Annotated in this window: 17 protein-coding genes and 1 pseudogene; 8 read left to right on the top strand and 10 right to left on the bottom strand. The window is 65.1% G+C overall.

Annotated features, from left to right (window positions below):
• The first annotated feature begins 48 nt into the window (after nucleotides 1-48).
• Nucleotides 49-465, top strand: a complete 417-nt coding sequence (locus HPT29_RS05225; RefSeq protein ID WP_173947713.1) for a GFA family protein — start codon at nucleotides 49-51, stop codon at nucleotides 463-465.
• 184 nt (nucleotides 466-649) lie between these two features.
• Nucleotides 650-1,036, top strand: coding sequence for a hypothetical protein (locus tag HPT29_RS05230; protein WP_173947714.1), 387 nt, complete (start codon nucleotides 650-652; stop codon nucleotides 1,034-1,036).
• A 109-nt stretch (nucleotides 1,037-1,145) separates the two neighbouring features.
• Here HPT29_RS05230 and HPT29_RS05235 read toward each other — a convergent pair whose 3' ends face one another.
• A complete protein-coding gene (locus tag HPT29_RS05235) occupies nucleotides 1,146-2,054 on the bottom strand; it encodes a methylated-DNA--[protein]-cysteine S-methyltransferase (RefSeq protein WP_371823189.1) in 909 nt (302 codons plus the stop codon).
• Nucleotides 2,055-2,668: 614 nt separating this feature from the next.
• On the bottom strand, nucleotides 2,669-3,178 hold the full coding sequence (locus tag HPT29_RS05240) for a DUF2244 domain-containing protein (protein ID WP_173945106.1): 510 nt from the start codon (nucleotides 3,176-3,178) through the stop codon (nucleotides 2,669-2,671).
• A gap of 20 nt (nucleotides 3,179-3,198) precedes the next feature.
• Here HPT29_RS05240 and nth point away from each other — a divergent pair, with 20 nt between their 5' ends.
• Nucleotides 3,199-3,990: an endonuclease III gene (nth, locus tag HPT29_RS05245; RefSeq protein WP_173945105.1), complete on the top strand. Its 792-nt coding sequence runs from the start codon at nucleotides 3,199-3,201 to the stop codon at nucleotides 3,988-3,990.
• 58 nt (nucleotides 3,991-4,048) lie between these two features.
• Nucleotides 4,049-4,387, top strand: coding sequence for a hypothetical protein (locus HPT29_RS05250; protein WP_173945104.1), 339 nt, complete (start codon nucleotides 4,049-4,051; stop codon nucleotides 4,385-4,387).
• On the opposite strand, the gene HPT29_RS05255 is transcribed toward HPT29_RS05250, so the two are convergent.
• Complete coding sequence (locus HPT29_RS05255; protein WP_173945103.1) at nucleotides 4,378-5,175, bottom strand: undecaprenyl-diphosphate phosphatase; 798 nt, start codon at nucleotides 5,173-5,175, stop codon at nucleotides 4,378-4,380. The genes HPT29_RS05250 and HPT29_RS05255 overlap by 10 nt on opposite strands.
• Nucleotides 5,176-5,353: 178 nt before the next feature.
• On the opposite strand from HPT29_RS05255, the gene HPT29_RS05260 reads away from it, so the two are divergent.
• Nucleotides 5,354-6,046: a glutathione S-transferase family protein gene (locus HPT29_RS05260; protein ID WP_247654613.1), complete on the top strand. Its 693-nt coding sequence runs from the start codon at nucleotides 5,354-5,356 to the stop codon at nucleotides 6,044-6,046.
• Complete coding sequence (queG, locus tag HPT29_RS05265; protein WP_259060670.1) at nucleotides 5,944-7,176, top strand: tRNA epoxyqueuosine(34) reductase QueG; 1,233 nt, start codon at nucleotides 5,944-5,946, stop codon at nucleotides 7,174-7,176. Before HPT29_RS05260 ends, queG begins: the two co-directional genes overlap by 103 nt.
• A gap of 4 nt (nucleotides 7,177-7,180) precedes the next feature.
• Here the strand turns inward: queG and olsB are convergent, their stop codons facing one another.
• From olsB to HPT29_RS05290, 5 genes and pseudogenes are all read right to left on the bottom strand, one after another.
• Nucleotides 7,181-8,035 (bottom strand): l-ornithine N(alpha)-acyltransferase, encoded by an 855-nt coding sequence (gene olsB / locus HPT29_RS05270; protein ID WP_259060671.1) that lies wholly within the window; start codon nucleotides 8,033-8,035, stop codon nucleotides 7,181-7,183.
• A gap of 255 nt (nucleotides 8,036-8,290) precedes the next feature.
• Nucleotides 8,291-9,604, bottom strand: a pseudogene (locus HPT29_RS05275) (YifB family Mg chelatase-like AAA ATPase); the annotation flags it as partial.
• A 203-nt stretch (nucleotides 9,605-9,807) separates the two neighbouring features.
• Nucleotides 9,808-10,974 (bottom strand): tyrosine-type recombinase/integrase, encoded by a 1,167-nt coding sequence (locus tag HPT29_RS05280; RefSeq protein WP_259060489.1) that lies wholly within the window; start codon nucleotides 10,972-10,974, stop codon nucleotides 9,808-9,810.
• Between the two features lie 512 nt (nucleotides 10,975-11,486).
• On the bottom strand, nucleotides 11,487-12,053 hold the full coding sequence (locus HPT29_RS05285) for a hypothetical protein (RefSeq protein WP_173945099.1): 567 nt from the start codon (nucleotides 12,051-12,053) through the stop codon (nucleotides 11,487-11,489).
• A gap of 21 nt (nucleotides 12,054-12,074) precedes the next feature.
• Nucleotides 12,075-13,210 (bottom strand): IS3 family transposase gene (locus tag HPT29_RS05290; protein ID WP_173944985.1). Its coding sequence is split into 2 segments (ribosomal slippage): nucleotides 12,075-12,946 and nucleotides 12,946-13,210, totalling 1,137 coding nucleotides; the frame shifts between segments, so codons are not numbered across the junction.
• Here HPT29_RS05290 and HPT29_RS05295 point away from each other — a divergent pair.
• Nucleotides 13,193-13,561, top strand: a complete 369-nt coding sequence (locus tag HPT29_RS05295) for an antitoxin VbhA family protein (RefSeq protein ID WP_259060490.1) — start codon at nucleotides 13,193-13,195, stop codon at nucleotides 13,559-13,561. The two genes, HPT29_RS05290 and HPT29_RS05295, sit on opposite strands and share 18 nt — an antisense overlap.
• 51 nt (nucleotides 13,562-13,612) lie before the next feature.
• On the opposite strand, the gene HPT29_RS05300 is transcribed toward HPT29_RS05295, so the two are convergent.
• Nucleotides 13,613-14,029 (bottom strand): hypothetical protein, encoded by a 417-nt coding sequence (locus HPT29_RS05300; protein ID WP_173948495.1) that lies wholly within the window; start codon nucleotides 14,027-14,029, stop codon nucleotides 13,613-13,615.
• Nucleotides 14,030-14,115: 86 nt separating this feature from the next.
• On the bottom strand, nucleotides 14,116-14,661 hold the full coding sequence (locus tag HPT29_RS05305) for a hypothetical protein (RefSeq protein ID WP_259060491.1): 546 nt from the start codon (nucleotides 14,659-14,661) through the stop codon (nucleotides 14,116-14,118).
• Between the two features lie 193 nt (nucleotides 14,662-14,854).
• Here HPT29_RS05305 and HPT29_RS05310 point away from each other — a divergent pair, with 193 nt between their 5' ends.
• Complete coding sequence (locus tag HPT29_RS05310; protein ID WP_173948493.1) at nucleotides 14,855-15,103, top strand: helix-turn-helix domain-containing protein; 249 nt, start codon at nucleotides 14,855-14,857, stop codon at nucleotides 15,101-15,103.
• Nucleotides 15,104-15,128: the final 25 nt, after the last annotated feature.

The following is a 15,128-nucleotide window of genomic DNA, read 5'->3' on the forward strand; positions in this document are numbered from 1 at the left end:
CGGGGTCGTCTGCCCTATCTCTGCCTGACGACGAGGAGAGGAGCGATCATGGACGCCTATTCCCTGAAGGGCGGCTGCCAGTGCGGCCAGGTGCGGTACGAACTGACCGGGGAGCCGCACCAGATCTATGTCTGCCATTGCCGGGAGTGCCAGAAGCAGTCGGCCTCGGCCTTCGGGATCTCGGTCACGGCCCGCAGCGCCGATGTCAGGCTCCTGTCGGGCCGGCTCGGCCACTGGACCCGGGCGACCGACAGCGGCGGGACCCTGACCTGCTTCTTCTGCCCGGATTGCGGGTCGCGGGTCTGGCATGGGGACCGGGAGCGGGAGGACGAGATCAGCATCAAGGGCGGCTCCCTCGACGACCCGGTCGATCTGACCGGCGCCGTCCACATCTGGACCTCGCGCAAGCTCAGGGGCGTGGTCATCCCCGAGGGCAGCCGGCAATTTCCAGGGGAGCCCGCGTAACAGGCCTTCCGCGTCATGGCCGAGACAAGCCCGGCCATGACGAACCAGGTGATGATGCAGTCAGAACGGTCCGATACCCCGATGGCCCCGACATCTCTGGTGCCTCGATTCCGTTCCTGGGGTAGGATGAGGTTTCCGTTGCGCTCAAATGAGCGCCGTCCACCTGCCTTCATGGAAGCGGCCCATGTCGACCAGGCTTTCCCTTTGCGCGTTTCTTTTCCTGGTGGCCGGGACCCTTCCGGCCGGTTCCCACGACATCTACTCGCATTTGCTGGATTCCTGGGGCAACAGCTGCTGCAACGACCAGGATTGCCGGCCGGCGCCCTATCGGGTGACCCCGGCGGGCGTCCAGATGCTGGTCGACGGAGAGTGGGTCGAGGTGCCGGGCTACACGATCCAGTACCGGGCCCTGCTCGGCGACACCGGCCAGACCGGCGGGGGGCACTGGTGCGGGCGTGCCTACCAGAAGGTCGACAACAGCGTGTTCCACGTCACGCAATGCGCGGTGCTGCCGCCGAGCACCGCGGCTCTCCTGAGAACCCCGCCCGATCCTCGGCTTTCCCCGGAATGACGTTTATCTACACGTCATCACCGGCCTCGTGCCGGTGATCCCGATCAGTGACGCACTGCGCTCTTCAGAACCGAGATGGCCGGGACAGGCCCGGCCATGGCATCCAAACCTAAGCCGTTTTCCCGCCGAGAGCCTGTCCCGCCTCCCAGCCCAGGATCGCCTGCTTGCGGGTCAGCCCCCAATGATAGCCGGTGAGGGCTCCGGAGCGGCCGAGCACCCGGTGGCAGGGGACCACGAAGGAAACCGGGTTCTTGCCCACCGCCGCGCCGACCGCCCGGCAGGCCGAGGGCCGGCCGATATGGCGGGCGATGTCGGAATAGGTGGTGGCCCGGTCGCGGGGAATGCGCAGGAGCGTCTGCCAGACTCGGACCTCGAAATCCGTCCCGATCAGCACCACCCGCAGGGGCTGCTCCGCCTGCCAATGCGACGGGCTGAAGATGCGTCGCGCCAGCGGCGCGGTGGCGGCCTCGTCCTCCAGGTAGGTGGCCCTGGGCCAGCGGCGGGTCAGGTCCGAGAGCGCCGCCTGCCGGTCGCCGTCGTCGACGAAGCCGAGGCCCGCCAGCCCCCGGTCGGTGGCGATCAGCACCGCCTCGCCGAACGGCGAGGGGTGGAAGCCGTAGCGCATGGTCAGGCCCTGTCCGCCCGCCTTGTAGTCCCCCGGCGTCATGGCCTCGTGGGTCACGAAGAGGTCGTGCAGCCGGGCCGGTCCCGACAGGCCGACCTCGTAGGTGGCGTCGAGCACGCTCGCGGAATCGGCCAGCAGCGCCTTGGCGTTGTCGAGGGTCAGGGCCTGCAGGAAGGCCTTGGGGCTCAGGCCCGCCCAGCGCCGGAAGAGATGGTGCACATGGGTGGTCGAGAGCCCCACATGGTCGGCGATCGCCTCAAGAGAGGGCTGGTCGCGCCAGCGCTGCGAGATGAACGCGATGATCCGGCGCACCCGTTCGTAGTCGGAATGGGGCTCGTCCGGCACGGTGATCGCGCCGGGTTCGATGGTGATGTCGCGCAAGGTGTCGAGCATGGCTGTCATCCTGATTGGCACTCATCCTAGCGGGCCGGGCAGGGGGGTGACACCCGTTTCCTGTGGCGCTCGCGCGCCTGTCCACGGGGGCCTTTGGAGCCGGAATCGCGCCGCGGGCGACCTTCCGCCCGTTATGGCACCCTCCGCCCGACCTGACACCCTCCTCGTCATCACCGGCCTTGTGCCGGTGATCCCGATCCGGTGAGGCGCGGCGCTCTTCCGATCGGGATGCCCGGGACAAGCCCGGCCATGACGGCGGAGGATGGGGTGAGCCGGTGTTCAGCTCGCTGGGATCATGTTCTCACTTTGTTCTTGACAGCGGGTGCAAGCTAAGCTATATCATGGCGCAGATCGGTTCCTTCGAGGGGCGCGCTCGCGAGGCGTCGCAAGTGTGGGAGCCGGCACGGTCCTGCGACAGGCTTCGCACCCCTGGGCGCGCAGGAGGCCGACCTTGGGCTCCGTCCAGCTGGTCCGCCTGAAAAGAACCGTGCGCGACGAGCAGCTTGGCTCTCGCTTATCACCTCAGACATCGAGCCAGGCTGCCACTCGCGCCACCCTCGATCATCCTGCAGGCTCGCAGCGCAAGCTGCGGGCCTGCAGGTGCTGGAGTTGTCTCAATGGCCCCTTTTCACATCCGCCAGGGCCCGGCCGAGGGCCTCCGCCAGGGTCTCGCGTTCGGGCGGAGACAGGTCGCGGGCGATCTCGACCTGCCTGTTGCGGGAGGTCAGCGAAAGGTGCTGCATGCCGTATTCGTCGTCGACCTGTCGGTCGAGCCGGGTCCAAAGCGGGTTGAACTGCCAGTCCTTCACCTCGCCGCGAGGGCTTACCTTGCGGAACAGGAGGCGGATCGGCGTCAGCTCCAGGAGCTCGAACGCCTCGCCCTGGCGGTAGCTGACACGGAACGCGATGTAGAGGCCGAGGAAGTCGAGGCCGAAGAATCCGGCGACCGGCCAGAAGCCCATGATCACGAAGGGCAGGCTCGCCACCACCGAGACGAGGCAGACCAGCACCATGACGATCCTGAAACCCTGCGGGCTCAGGGACCGGTGCGGGCGGATCACGGCCGAAAACACCGGCTGCTCGAACCGGTCGATCCCGCCATCTGTCGCCTTGCCGCTGGTCATGCCTCAAGTATAACGCAGAAATGTCCGATCTGAAGCCTGCCCCCCGCCGCAGTTCCAAGGCGAAAGCCGAGCCCAAGGCCAAGCCCAAGGTCAAGCCCGGGGCCAAACCCAAGGCCCCGCCCGCCGTCCCGGCGAAGACAGTCGGCCGGGCCCTGAAGGCCAGCACCCCGAAGCCGGTCGACACGGCCACGATGGTCGAGATTTTCCGGCGCCTGCGTGCGGCCAATCCCGAGCCCAGGGGCGAACTCGATTACACGAACCCTTACACGCTGCTCGTCGCTGTGGCGCTCTCCGCGCAGGCGACCGATGTCGGCGTCAACAAGGCGACCCGGAACCTGTTTCCCGTCGCCGACACGCCCCAGAGGATGCTCGATCTGGGCGAGGAGGGCTTGCGCGAGCACATCAGGACGCTGAACTTCTTCAACACCAAGGCGAAGAACGTGATCGCGGCGGCCCGGCGCCTCGCAGAGGAATTCGGCGGCGAGGTGCCCAATTCCGTCGAGATCCTGGAGACCCTGCCGGGGGTCGGGCGCAAGACCGCGAGCGTCGTGGTCAACATCGCCTTCGGGGATCCGCGCGTGGCGGTGGACACGCACATCTTCCGGGTCACCAACCGGCTGCCGCTGGCGATCACCCGGACGCCGCTGGAAACGCAGGAGGCGCTCGAAGCCCTGATCCCGGACGAGTTCCGGCTTCACGCCCATCACTGGCTGATCCTGCACGGGCGCTACATCTGCAAGGCCCGCCGGCCCGAGTGCTGGCGCTGCCCGGTCAACGACCTGTGCCGCTACCCGGACAAGACGATTCCGTAGGGTCTGGCCTCCGAGCACTCGACGTCGTCACCGGCCCCGTGCCGGTGATCCCGGCTGTTTGGGGCGTTGCGCTTTTCTGCATCGGGATGGCAGGAAGAATGTCAGGAAGGGGCCCGGTCGATCCGTCGAAACCCGCTACCGCCGCAGGCAGCGCGGTGCGCCCCGGGTGCAGGCGATCCCCGGCGTCGAGCAGGCGAGTCCGCCTGGCGACCGGGAGCAGACCACGCAGCTGTCGGTCCATTCGACGCAGGCGGGATCGGGTGGCCCGGCCTCGGCCGTCGGTGCCGGACCGGCGCTCGCCCCCGCGATGACCGCGAGGACCACCATCAGCAGGGCGGCCGCGATGGAGAGCGTGATCGCCAGGGCCTCGTCGCGCACCGGCATCGCTCAGCCGTAGACGATCAGGCCGGCGAGGCCCGCCGCGCCCACGAGGATGCGCCAATAGGCGAAGGGCGTGAAGCCGTGCCGGGACACGTAGTCCAGGAGCAGCTTCACCACGAGGAGCGCCGCGATGAAGGCGGAGAGGAAGCCGGCCCCGATGATCGCCACGTCGTTCGCGGAGAGGAACTTGTAGTTCTTCAGGAGATCGTACGCGAACGCCCCGGCCATGGTCGGCATGGCGAGGAAGAACGAGAATTCCGCGGCCGCGCGCTTCGAGGCGCCCATCAGCATGGCGCCCACGATGGTCGCGCCGGACCGCGAGACGCCCGGCACCATGGCGGCGCACTGGATGAGGCCGATCTTGAAATACATCGAAATCGGAAAGCGGGTCGCGTCGGTCTTGGTCGCTTCGAGCGGCAGGCGGTCGATGCCGAGAAGCACGAAGCCGCCGATGATCAGGGTCGTGCACACGATCCAGGGATCGAAGAGCACCTCCTTGATGAAGCCGTGCAGCGCCGCGCCGATCACGGCCGCCGGCAGGAAGGCCACGAGCACGCCGACGACGAAGTGGCGCGCCATCGGGTCATACGGCAGGGCCCGGGCGATGGACCAGAGCTTGTTGAAGTAGACGGACAGGATCGCCAGGATCGCGCCGAGCTGGATCAGGACTTCGAAGGTCTTGCCCGTCGACTCGAAGCCGAGGAAGTGGCCGACGAGGAGAAGATGACCCGTGGAGGAGACCGGAAGAAATTCCGTCAGCCCCTCGATGAGGCCGAGAAAGAGCGCCTCGATGATTTGCGACATCGTTGAAAATCCTGGAAACGGCGCCAGATGCGGGAGCACGCCGTGTCTGTCAAGCAAGGTTTGCGCTGCCAACGTGACCCTTGTGCATCACGGACATGAGATTCACCAATATTCCTTACCAACCCTTAACGAAGCACGGCCTTATTCTCGCCGCCTGTTTCGCATCACTCATAGATTCATGGCCATCCTGCATTCTTATCCGTTCTGTCCGCAGTCGCGGTTCGCGCGTCTCGTTTTCGCGGAGCTCGGTCTCGAGCCGGATGTGGTCGAGGAGAAGCCGTGGGACCGGCGCATCTCCTTTCTCGAGATCAACCCGGCCGGGAATCTGCCGCTTCTCGTCGACGATAACGGGCTCGCGGTGGCGGCCCCCTTCTGCCTCGCGGAGTACATTGACGAGACGCGGGGCGAGGATATGCGGGACCGGCGCTTCCTGCCGCGGGATCTCGCGCAGCGGGTCGAGGTCCGCCGCCTGCTCGACTGGTTCCTGGTGAAGTTCCACGGCGAGGTCTCGGATTACCTCGCGACGGAAAAGATCTATAAGCGGTTCATGCCCATCGAGCTGGGCGGCGGCCCGCCCGACATGGGGGCGATTCGCGCCGCCCAGACCAATGTGCGATACCATCTCAAATATATCGGTTTTCTGATTTCCCAGCGAAATTGGTTGGCCGGCGACCAGATGACCTATGCGGATCTGGCGGCGGCCGCCCATCTGTCGGTGGTGGATTATCTCGGCGACGTGCCATGGGACGAGGACGAAACAGCGAAGCATTGGTACGCCAGGATCAAGTCCCGGCCGTCCTTCCGCGCGCTCCTCGCGGACCGGGTGCCGGGGATGGCGCCGGCGGAGCATTACGACAACCTGGATTTCTAGACGTCACGGCTCTCAAGCAGGCATTCGTCGAGCGGGCGAAGGCGCTCGGCTTCGATGCGGTTCGCATCGCCAGGCCTGACGCGATCCCGCTGGCTCCCGAGCGGCTCAACGCCTGGCTCGAGGCCGGCCATCACGGATCGATGGACTGGATGGCCGAGACGGCGGAGCGCCGGGCCGACCCGCGGGTTCTGTGGCCCGAGGTGCGCAGCGTCATCCTGCTCGGGCTGAACTACGGTCCCGACAACGACCCGCTGACCGAACTCGCCGAAAGGGATCGCGGCTACATCTCGGTCTATGCCCGCAACCGCGACTATCACGACGTGATCAAGGGCAAGCTCAAGGAGGCGGCGGGCTTCCTCGCCGCGAAGGCCTCGTCCGACGTGAAGGTCTTCGTCGACACCGCACCCGTGATGGAGAAGCCGCTCGCTGAGGCCGCCGGCCTCGGCTGGCAAGGCAAGCACACGGTCGTGGTCTCGCGGGAGTTCGGCGACTGGCTGTTCCTGGGCGCCATCTTCACCACGGCGGAACTCTCGGCCGACGAGCCGGAGCGCGACCGCTGCGGCTCGTGCCGGCGCTGCCTCGACGTCTGCCCGACGCAGGCCTTTCCCGCGCCCTACCGGCTCGATGCTCGCCGCTGCATCTCGTATCTGACCATCGAGCACAAGGGGCACATTCCGGACGAGCTGCGGCCGGGCATCGGCAACCGGATCTTCGGCTGCGACGATTGTCTCGCCGTCTGCCCGTGGAACAAGTTCGCCCAAGCGGGACGGGAGGCGCGGCTCGTGCAGCGCGAGGATCTGTCGGCACTGCCGCTCCGGGACCTGGCGCGGCTCGACGATCCCGCCTTCCGGGCCCGCTTCTCCGGCACCCCGATCAAGCGCACCGGCCGCGACCGCTTCGTCCGCAACGTGCTCATCGCGATCGGCAATTCGGGCGATGCGGCCCTGGCCGACGAGGCCCTGCGCCTTCTCGACGACGCCTCGCCGCTCGTGCGGGCCATGGCCGCCTGGGCCACCGGCCGGCTGCTTCCGCCGGATACGGTCGGCCGCCATGCGGCCGGGCGGCTCGAGCGCGAAGAGGATCCGGACGTGCGCGAGGAATGGCGCCGCGTCTTCGCGGCGTCGGCGTGAGCCTTCAGGCCGCGTGGCGGTTCGCCGTCGGGCCGAAATGGTCGATGTAGCGCGGGTTGATCGCCTTGACCGGCAGGACGACGAGCACGTCCGTGGTGCCGAACTGCCGGTCGATTACCGCACCCGTGCCGAACGTGGCGCCGAGGCGCAGATAGCCCTTGATCAGGGGCGGCAGCGCGTGGAGCGCAGCCTTCGGATCGACGGCATCCCTGGGCAGGATGTCCATCGCGGTGAAGCGCTCCGGCAGCGCGCGGGCCTGCCACTCGGCCGGGGCGGCCGCATAATGGTGCAGGAAGCTCAGGGGCAGCGCCAGATCCTGCGGCTCCGTGCCCACGAGGCTCGCGCAGCCCAGCATCACGTCGATCTTGTGGTGGAGGACATAGGCCCAGATGCCGTGCCAGAGCAGCTCGACGGTGCGCTTGGTGCGGTAGGCCTCCAGCACGCAGGAGCGGCCGAGTTCCAGGAAGCGCAGACCGGGATGCGCCTTGAACAGGGGAGCGATGTCATACTCGCCGCGGGTGTAGAAGCCGCCATGCCGGGCCGCTACGTCCTGGCGCAGAAGCCGGTAGGTTCCCACCACCTTCGGCTTCGCCGGGCGAAAGGCCTTGGGCTTCACGTCGTGGTCGAGCACGAGAAGGTGGTCGCAGATGAAATCGTAAGCATCCACGTCCCGGCGCGAGATCAGGGCCGCGCTGCTGGGGGAGGCTGACATCTCCTCGTAGAAGACCTTGAAGCGCAGGCGCTGCGCCTTCCTAATCTCCTTGGCGGTGGTTGCAAGGCGCACTTCAAGCGAGCCGATCCGGCCGAGCACGGGATCGAGGCTGCCGTAATCGCGCACGATCCGGTCCTTGCCGGGCATGAACTGGGTCAGGCCATACGGGCGCACACCCAGCCAAGCAGGACGATCGGCTGCCTCGTTCAACGGAGATAGGTTCATCGCTGCCTCACAGGGTCGTGCCTCCGGGAAGGGATCGGCCGCGGTGCCGTCCCGCTTCAACCCTGACATAAAACCCATTCCAAACTGTTTTGTGACAGAAAACATAAGCGTCCCGGTGGAAAATATCGAGATCGGCACGGGTGTCCGCAAGGCGGCGTGTGGCCCTGAGGAGACCTCCTAGGCGGCTGCAGGGCGCCGGTCCCCATGGGCGCGGTACGACAGGGCTTCCGCCACATGGATGCGCCGGACGCAAACCTCCCCGTCGAGGTCGGCAAGGGTGCGACCCACCTTGAGCACGCGGTGGAAGCCGCGCGCCGACAGGCGCATGGCGTTGGCAGCGTCGCGGATGAGGGACAGGCCCTCCGGGTCGGGCCGGGCCACCTCCTCGAGGAGTGCCGGCGGGCAGGCCGCATTGGTCGCGACGCCTTCGAGGTTCAGGCCCGCATAGCGTTTCGCCTGCCGCTCCCGGGCCCGGGCGACGCGGGCCGCCACCTCGGCCGAGCCCTCCACGGGCGCCGGCAGGATGAGGTCGGCGGCCGTGACCGCGGGAACCTCGATGGCGAGATCGATGCGGTCGAGGAGCGGGCCGGACAGGCGTGCCTGATATTGCGCGACGCAGCGCTCGTTCGGCTGGCGACGGCACACATAGCCCGGCTCGGTCGCCTGTCCGCAGCGGCAGGGATTCATCGCCGCCACGAGCTGGAAGCGCGCCGGATAGGTGACGCGATGATTGGCCCGGGCAATCAGGATTTCGCCGGCTTCCAATGGTTGGCGCAGGGAATCGAGGACCTGAGGCTGGAACTCCGGCAGCTCGTCGAGGAAGAGCACGCCATGGTGCGCCAGGGAGGCCTCGCCGGGACGGGCATTGAGGCCACCGCCCACGAGCGCTGCCATGGAGGCCGAGTGATGCGGAGCCCGGAATGGACGGCGGTTGGAGAGTGCGCCGTCCGCGAGGAGGCCCGCCACCGACTGAATCATCGACACTTCCAGCAATTCCCGCGGCGAGAGCGGCGGCAGGATGGACGGCAGCCGCTGGGCGAGCATGGATTTGCCGGCGCCAGGCGGGCCGTTCATGAGCAGGTTGTGGGAGCCGGCCGCGGCGATCTCGAGGGTGCGCTTCGCACTCTCCTGGCCCTTGATGTCGCGCAGGTCCGGCAGAGAGCCGGAGGCCGGCATGATGGCCGGCTCCGGCCGCGCCATCACTTGGGTGCCCTTGAAATGGTTGGCGAGCTGGATCAGGGAGCGCGGCGCCAGGATCTCGATGTCGCTTCCGGCCCAGGCGGCCTCGGACCCGCAGGCCTCGGGACAGATCAGCCCGTGCTCGCGCTCATAGGCCGCCATGGCGGCGGGCAGGACACCCGCCACCGACGTGACGGTGCCGTCGAGCGCCAGTTCGCCCAGGACCGTGAAACCGGCGAGCGCATCCGCCGGAACGGCCCCGATGGCCGCCATGACTCCAAGGGCGATCGGCAGGTCGTAGTGGCTGCTTTTGACGTATGTGCCCAGACCTACTCTTAAGAGGACTACAATGGTGACTCAGGTGAGGAGCCGCATGACGTGCGAGCTGGTTAGGGTTGCACGCACGTCATGCGGCGGATCCAGAAAACACCTCCAAGCCAGATGGCACCCGCAGGGTTAGCTTTCTAAGGAAGGCGAGAACCCCCAAGAACGCTTCCTTTGTGAGGCGTAGTCCCTCAATACAACCGGGCAGCTTTCCCCATTAGGCTCTCAGCATCATTGTAGTAGGCAGCAGCCTGTTGAACTGAGCGGTGTTGTGATTGTTGCATTGCCTCCGGCAGGGGCACACCGTCGTGAGCAGCCTGTGTTAGGTATCCAGAGCGAAGTCCATGCGCACTGAATAGGCTAGAGTCGAGGCCTGCAAGCCGGCAGCGCCGCTTGATAACATCATTGACGCCATCGCCGCTGATCGCACTTGTGCCAATCCGACCCCATCGGTCAATGGATCGAAACACGGCTCCTGATGTGATCCCAGCACGATCCAGCCAGGTTGTGAGCGCATCGGCAGGGCGCCCGATGAGGAGGGCACGTGAACCTTCATCGGCATTGCCGCGCTTCGTGCGTCCGAGGTGGACCGCAAGGCAGGAGATCTTGAGGGATTCTGGATCCTGCGGATTTGCGGGAACGAGGGGGAGAGTCTCAATCTGATCGACCCTCAATGAGGCGACTTCCGATCGCCGTCTGCCGCCAGAGGCGAACGCCGTCAGGAGGAGGGCGCGATCACGGAGATCAACGAGCCGGTTCAGCACGCAAGTGGCAAGCAGCCGGTTGAGCACCGCACGGGTGACTGCCCGCTGGCTCTTGCGTTGAACCGGCCGTGCACATGCCCGCACGGCGAGGCGGAGTGCGGTCTTGAAGGCCGGTGTGGCAAACGCCGGGTCAAGATCGCGCCAGCGATGCAGCGTCGCCCAGCTCGCGAGGCGGCGGCGAACGGTTGCCGGTGCGTGTGGTCCATCCGCCCGAAGAAAACGTTCGGCCTTAAGTCTTTCCGCGACAGCGCCAGGTATGCCATGGCCAGGATCTGTCTCCCGCTTGACCGGGTCCCAGAGATGATGAGCCAGGAATTTCAGGGCTAAGCCTTCAGGTGCTGGCCAGGGGAGGGGAAGCCCAGTCGCGGCGAGCGCCCAGGCTTCCAGGTAGCCCAAGTCCGAGGCGAGGGCGCGCAAGGTGTTGGCCCCCATACCCTCCTCAACCAGGTGTTTGAGGGTCGCGACATCCTCATCCGTGAGCAGGGCCGCCAGCGCCTCGCGGCGATCGGCCGGAAGGATGCCAGCGAGGGCATCGAGTTCGTTCGCGCGATGAAGGCTGGCATCACTCGTGGGATTGGAATCCGGCGTGCTCACGTCGAGGCTCTCCCAGGAAGGCCCTGCAGAGCTGGCAGAACACATTGGCTCACAAACGGATAGAGATCGGACGCCAGAGAGGGAATGGGTTGCATGGCGGCTTGGACCAGAGGGAACGGGAGCCCTTTATGGCCTGTTTTCAAACGTAAGCGCAACACTCCCGATAATTGGGGATTATCGGGAGTGAGATGGGTGGAATGCGCGAGCCATCACTGGGCGTAGTGAATTCAAGCATAAATACGGGTGGCGTGCTGAAGTGAAATAATCACAAGAACTTAAAGGGATTGTTCAGTATGGTCATTGCGATAATTGGGGCATTTCGGGGCGACGGCTCCCTCAGAAGAGGATCCATAATTCGATCCGGGCATGACCTCACCCAGCGGGCCCGCAGCAGCTTGGCTTCACTAAGGCCGAGGCTGACCTAGGAGAGCCTGATCCAGGAAGAAAACACTGATCAGATTCTCTCTGACTTGGCCGAGCACGCCACCAACCCTGCCGCTGCAATCTAATGCTTATTGGGGCGAATTGCCCTTCTGGGCGATCTTCGCCGACGGAGCCGAGCGTTGAGCCTCAGAGCTGGAGTGGGAGGACCATTGGTCCCAGACCAAGCGGCGCCGCCGAGCCGCTGTCCAAGCGTAACGGGGATCGCCTTCCAAGTGGTGGAGGTGATCACTGAGGCGGTTGCGTTCCAACCAGGTCAAAGCTGCCTCGAGTTCAGGCAGCGTCATCTGGCCTCGTCCCTTGTTGCCGAACACCCGCTTCAGCACCGCATTGTAGCGATGGTAGAGCCCCTCACCAACATGCGGCACCTGCAATCCGGCTTCGTCCTCCACGGACTGAGCGGCAACGGCCTCACCGATGCGAGCCCGCAGCCGCCGTTCCGTCGCGGATGGCGGCTCGATCAGGTGTGCTTGCTCGGCCTTTCGTGCTCGCCGAGCCTCTTCGAAGACCGGGCCGGGCTTCAGCGTTGCGTAGCGCAGACCCAGCGCATTGCTCTCCAAGGGCGTAATTCCACGTCCCTCGCCCTCATCCCGGTGTGCCGCGAGATGCGCGGCGAGCCAAGAGGTGGCCTGCCCCATGTGGGTGATCCGTATGTGATGTTAATTCAGCGTCGGTCTGGGCGCCAGCTTGGAAGCCGAGACCAAGACCTCAGGTGCAGGTGGCCGGTAGCCCAGGGATGAGTGCGGGCGCACCGTGTTGTAATGCCGGCGCCAACTCTCGATGATCACCTTTGCCTCTTCCAGAGTGTAGAAGATCTCTCCTTTCAGCAACTCGTCCCGCAGCTTCGAGTTGAAGCTCTCGCAATAGCCGTTCTCCCAGGGACTGCCCGGCTCGATGTAAGCCGTCCTGGCGCCCACAGCCGCGATCCACTCGCGCACCGCTTTGGCCACGAACTCGCTGCCGTTGTCGGAACGAATATGGCCTGGAATACCACGCAGGATGAACAGGTCCGAGAGCACGTCGATCACATCGACGGCTTTCAGCTTCCGGTTCACCCGGATCGCAAGGCACTCGCGCGTGAACTCGTCGATGACGTTGAGCATGCGGAACTTGCGCCCGTCATGGGTGCGATCTTCGACGAAGTCATACGACCAGACATGGTTGGGGTACTCCGGCCGCAGCCGGATGCAGGATCCGTCGTTGAGCCAGAGCCGGCCTCTCTTGGGTTGCTTTTGTGGCACTTTGAGCCCCTCCCGCCGCCAAATCCGCTCGACCCGCTTCTTGTTCACGAGCCAGCCAGCGTCTCGCAGCAGGGCTGTGATGCGCCGGTAGCCATAGCGGCCGTACTGAGTGGCCAGAGCGATGATGTCGGCCGTCAAAGCCGCTTCATCCACCGGCTGTTGGGGGACCTTGCGCTGGGTAGAGCGATGCTGGCCCAGAACCCGACAGGCCAACCGTTCCGAGACACCATATTTGGCGATCACATGCTCTACACAGGCGCGACGGCGGGCGGGGCCTACCAGTTTCCCGACGCAGCTTCCTTGAGGATGAGCTTCTCCAGGGTGAGATCCGAGACCGCCCGGCGCAGCCGGGCGTTCTCCAGCTCGAGCTCCTTCATCCGTTTGACTTGATCGGATTTGAGTCCGCCGTACTCATTGCGCCACCGGTAGTACGTGACCTCCGTCACACCGATCTGGCGGATGGCCTCGGCCATCGTCCGGCCTTGTGCCGTCAGCACGTCTACCTGTCGTAACTTGGAAACGATTTCTTCGGCCGTGTGCCTCTTCTTGCCCATCTTCAGTCCTCCTTCGGCTCAAAAGCCATACTTCAGGGAGGATCACTTTTCAGGGGGCAGACCACAACGCCCGACCATCCATTTTGGTCGGCCGAGGGACAGATACGTATTGAGAGAGTGAGAGCCTTTCTCAAGGAGATCGCAGTGAGAAAGGCTGGAGCGCTGCCGACCCCGCCGGAAGAGGTCGAGCGCCGGCGCAAGTTCGTCGAGGCGGCCCATCACAATAACCTCATGGCCGGCATTGAACGGGACCCAACAACTGATCCGATCTTTGAGGCGTTCATCAGGGGTGACATCGACATAACGGATATTCTGCCGGCGATCAGGAGCCTTGATACTGACACGGAGTGAACGGGGCATTCGGCCCGCTACGTTTCTCGATCTGATCACAGGGGCTTGCCATCACTCGTCGCGCCGGCGTCGTGCGCTGCGTCTGTTGGCGACTTCATTGGCTAGCACAGCGAGCCAGGCGAGGGTCAGGACCGCCGCAGGAGCCCCCGCTGCGGCGAGAAAATACGCCTCACCGATGTAGCCGGCCCACAGAGCGCCGCCGCCGACCAGCAGATAGAAGGCCGGCGCAAGAGGATAGTAGAACAGGAACCTGGTTGAACGGACTTGCTGCGGTCGCCTCTCACTCCGCCGGTTGGCGATCTCATTCGCCACGACCGCGGCCCACGCCAGAACCAACACGGCGGCAGGCGTGCCGAGAAAGGCCAAGAACTCGACCCCGTCGAAGTCACCAGTTTGCACAAGGTAGCAGCCGATGGCCAACATGATGGCCGGGGGGATCAGGAACCCGAGAGCATACCTACGGATCATGGCGAGACTTCCACGCTTGATCGCGCCCAGGACAGGATCGGATGGATGCCTGCATTCCGATAGGCCTGTGCCGGCGGTGCATCGCCTCACTCCCGGACAGCGTTTGGCTGGTCCTGATCGAAGAGGTGATCCCAGTTGCCGGTTTTGAGCTCGGTGGACGGGACGTCGAGACCCAGCGTCGCCCGCGCCGCGGCCCAGAATCGAAAATCCGCTATTCTCGTCCGAGCGTCGATCTTATGCGTCAGGCTCAGAAGCTCCTGAAGCTGAACGAAGACGGCTGACACGTCCGTTGGCGCCTGAATGCCGACGGAGCCATGCATGGCGCGCTCCAGCCATTCGAGTCCGATCCAATCGACGATAAAGGCTACGAGCGCTGGCGTTCCCTCGAAGGATGCGATCCTGGTTGTTCCGTTCCGGTTCGGGCGCTTCCGTTCCACGACCCGGCCATGTCCGCGACACCAGCGCTCGAAGTCATACTGCCAATCGTCGCGGTCACGGTTCGGCCCTTCGGCGGAGATGGTGACCTCGTATGATTGTCGTTGCTGATCGGACGGTTGAATCGAACTGCGGAAGATCAGGGAGGGATAGTCGGGTAGAGTATAGTCAACACATTTCATGGGCGGCCTAAACATCGTCCGATCCTGTCTCTCCTTCACGCAACCTGAGATGGCCGTCGCAACCTGCCCTTGTGTAATGGGGCAGAGACTTTGGCTGACTGGGAAGGGATTGGGCCGAAGAGTGAGGAACACGAATTCCAGCGGGTAAGAGCATTTTGTAGAGTATACTCCGTGGAGGAATACTCTACAAGGCGGTGCGATCCCGGGCATGTCGATCCGGGATGTGCTCGCTAAAAATGTAAGAAAGTACCGACAGGCCGCCGGCCTGTCGCAGGAGGAGCTTGCCCACCGGGCGGAGATTGACCGGACTTACATCAGTTCGATCGAGCGCAGTGTCTACGCGGCAACCATTGACGTGGTGGATCGGCTTGCCAAGGCTTTGGGCGTGGAGGCCTCCGATCTTCTTGTCAGGCCGCGAAGGCGGTCCGCGTCAAAGATAGCGACGTCCGCTCGCTGAGGGGGCGTCGCCGGACACCGACAGC

Source organism: Microvirga terrae (genome assembly GCF_013307435.2).
GTDB lineage: Bacteria > Pseudomonadota > Alphaproteobacteria > Rhizobiales > Beijerinckiaceae > Microvirga > Microvirga terrae.

Excerpts from the sequence above, each read along its gene's own strand:
- HPT29_RS05260 (WP_247654613.1), top strand. The coding sequence starts at position 5,354 with ATGGCCATCCTGCATTCTTATCCGTTCTGTCCGCAGTCGCGGTTCGCG.
- HPT29_RS05230 (WP_173947714.1), top strand. The coding sequence starts at position 650 with ATGTCGACCAGGCTTTCCCTTTGCGCGTTTCTTTTCCTGGTGGCCGGG.
- HPT29_RS05255 (WP_173945103.1), bottom strand. The coding sequence starts at position 5,175 with ATGTCGCAAATCATCGAGGCGCTCTTTCTCGGCCTCATCGAGGGGCTG.
- HPT29_RS05240 (WP_173945106.1), bottom strand. The coding sequence starts at position 3,178 with ATGACCAGCGGCAAGGCGACAGATGGCGGGATCGACCGGTTCGAGCAG.
- HPT29_RS05285 (WP_173945099.1), bottom strand. The coding sequence starts at position 12,053 with ATGGGGCAGGCCACCTCTTGGCTCGCCGCGCATCTCGCGGCACACCGG.
- HPT29_RS05225 (WP_173947713.1), top strand. The coding sequence starts at position 49 with ATGGACGCCTATTCCCTGAAGGGCGGCTGCCAGTGCGGCCAGGTGCGG.
- HPT29_RS05310 (WP_173948493.1), top strand. The coding sequence starts at position 14,855 with ATGTCGATCCGGGATGTGCTCGCTAAAAATGTAAGAAAGTACCGACAG.
- HPT29_RS05235 (WP_371823189.1), bottom strand. The coding sequence starts at position 2,054 with ATGCTCGACACCTTGCGCGACATCACCATCGAACCCGGCGCGATCACC.
- HPT29_RS05305 (WP_259060491.1), bottom strand. The coding sequence starts at position 14,661 with ATGTTTAGGCCGCCCATGAAATGTGTTGACTATACTCTACCCGACTAT.
- nth (WP_173945105.1), top strand. The coding sequence starts at position 3,199 with ATGTCCGATCTGAAGCCTGCCCCCCGCCGCAGTTCCAAGGCGAAAGCC.
- olsB (WP_259060671.1), bottom strand. The coding sequence starts at position 8,035 with ATGCCCGGCAAGGACCGGATCGTGCGCGATTACGGCAGCCTCGATCCC.
- HPT29_RS05300 (WP_173948495.1), bottom strand. The coding sequence starts at position 14,029 with ATGATCCGTAGGTATGCTCTCGGGTTCCTGATCCCCCCGGCCATCATG.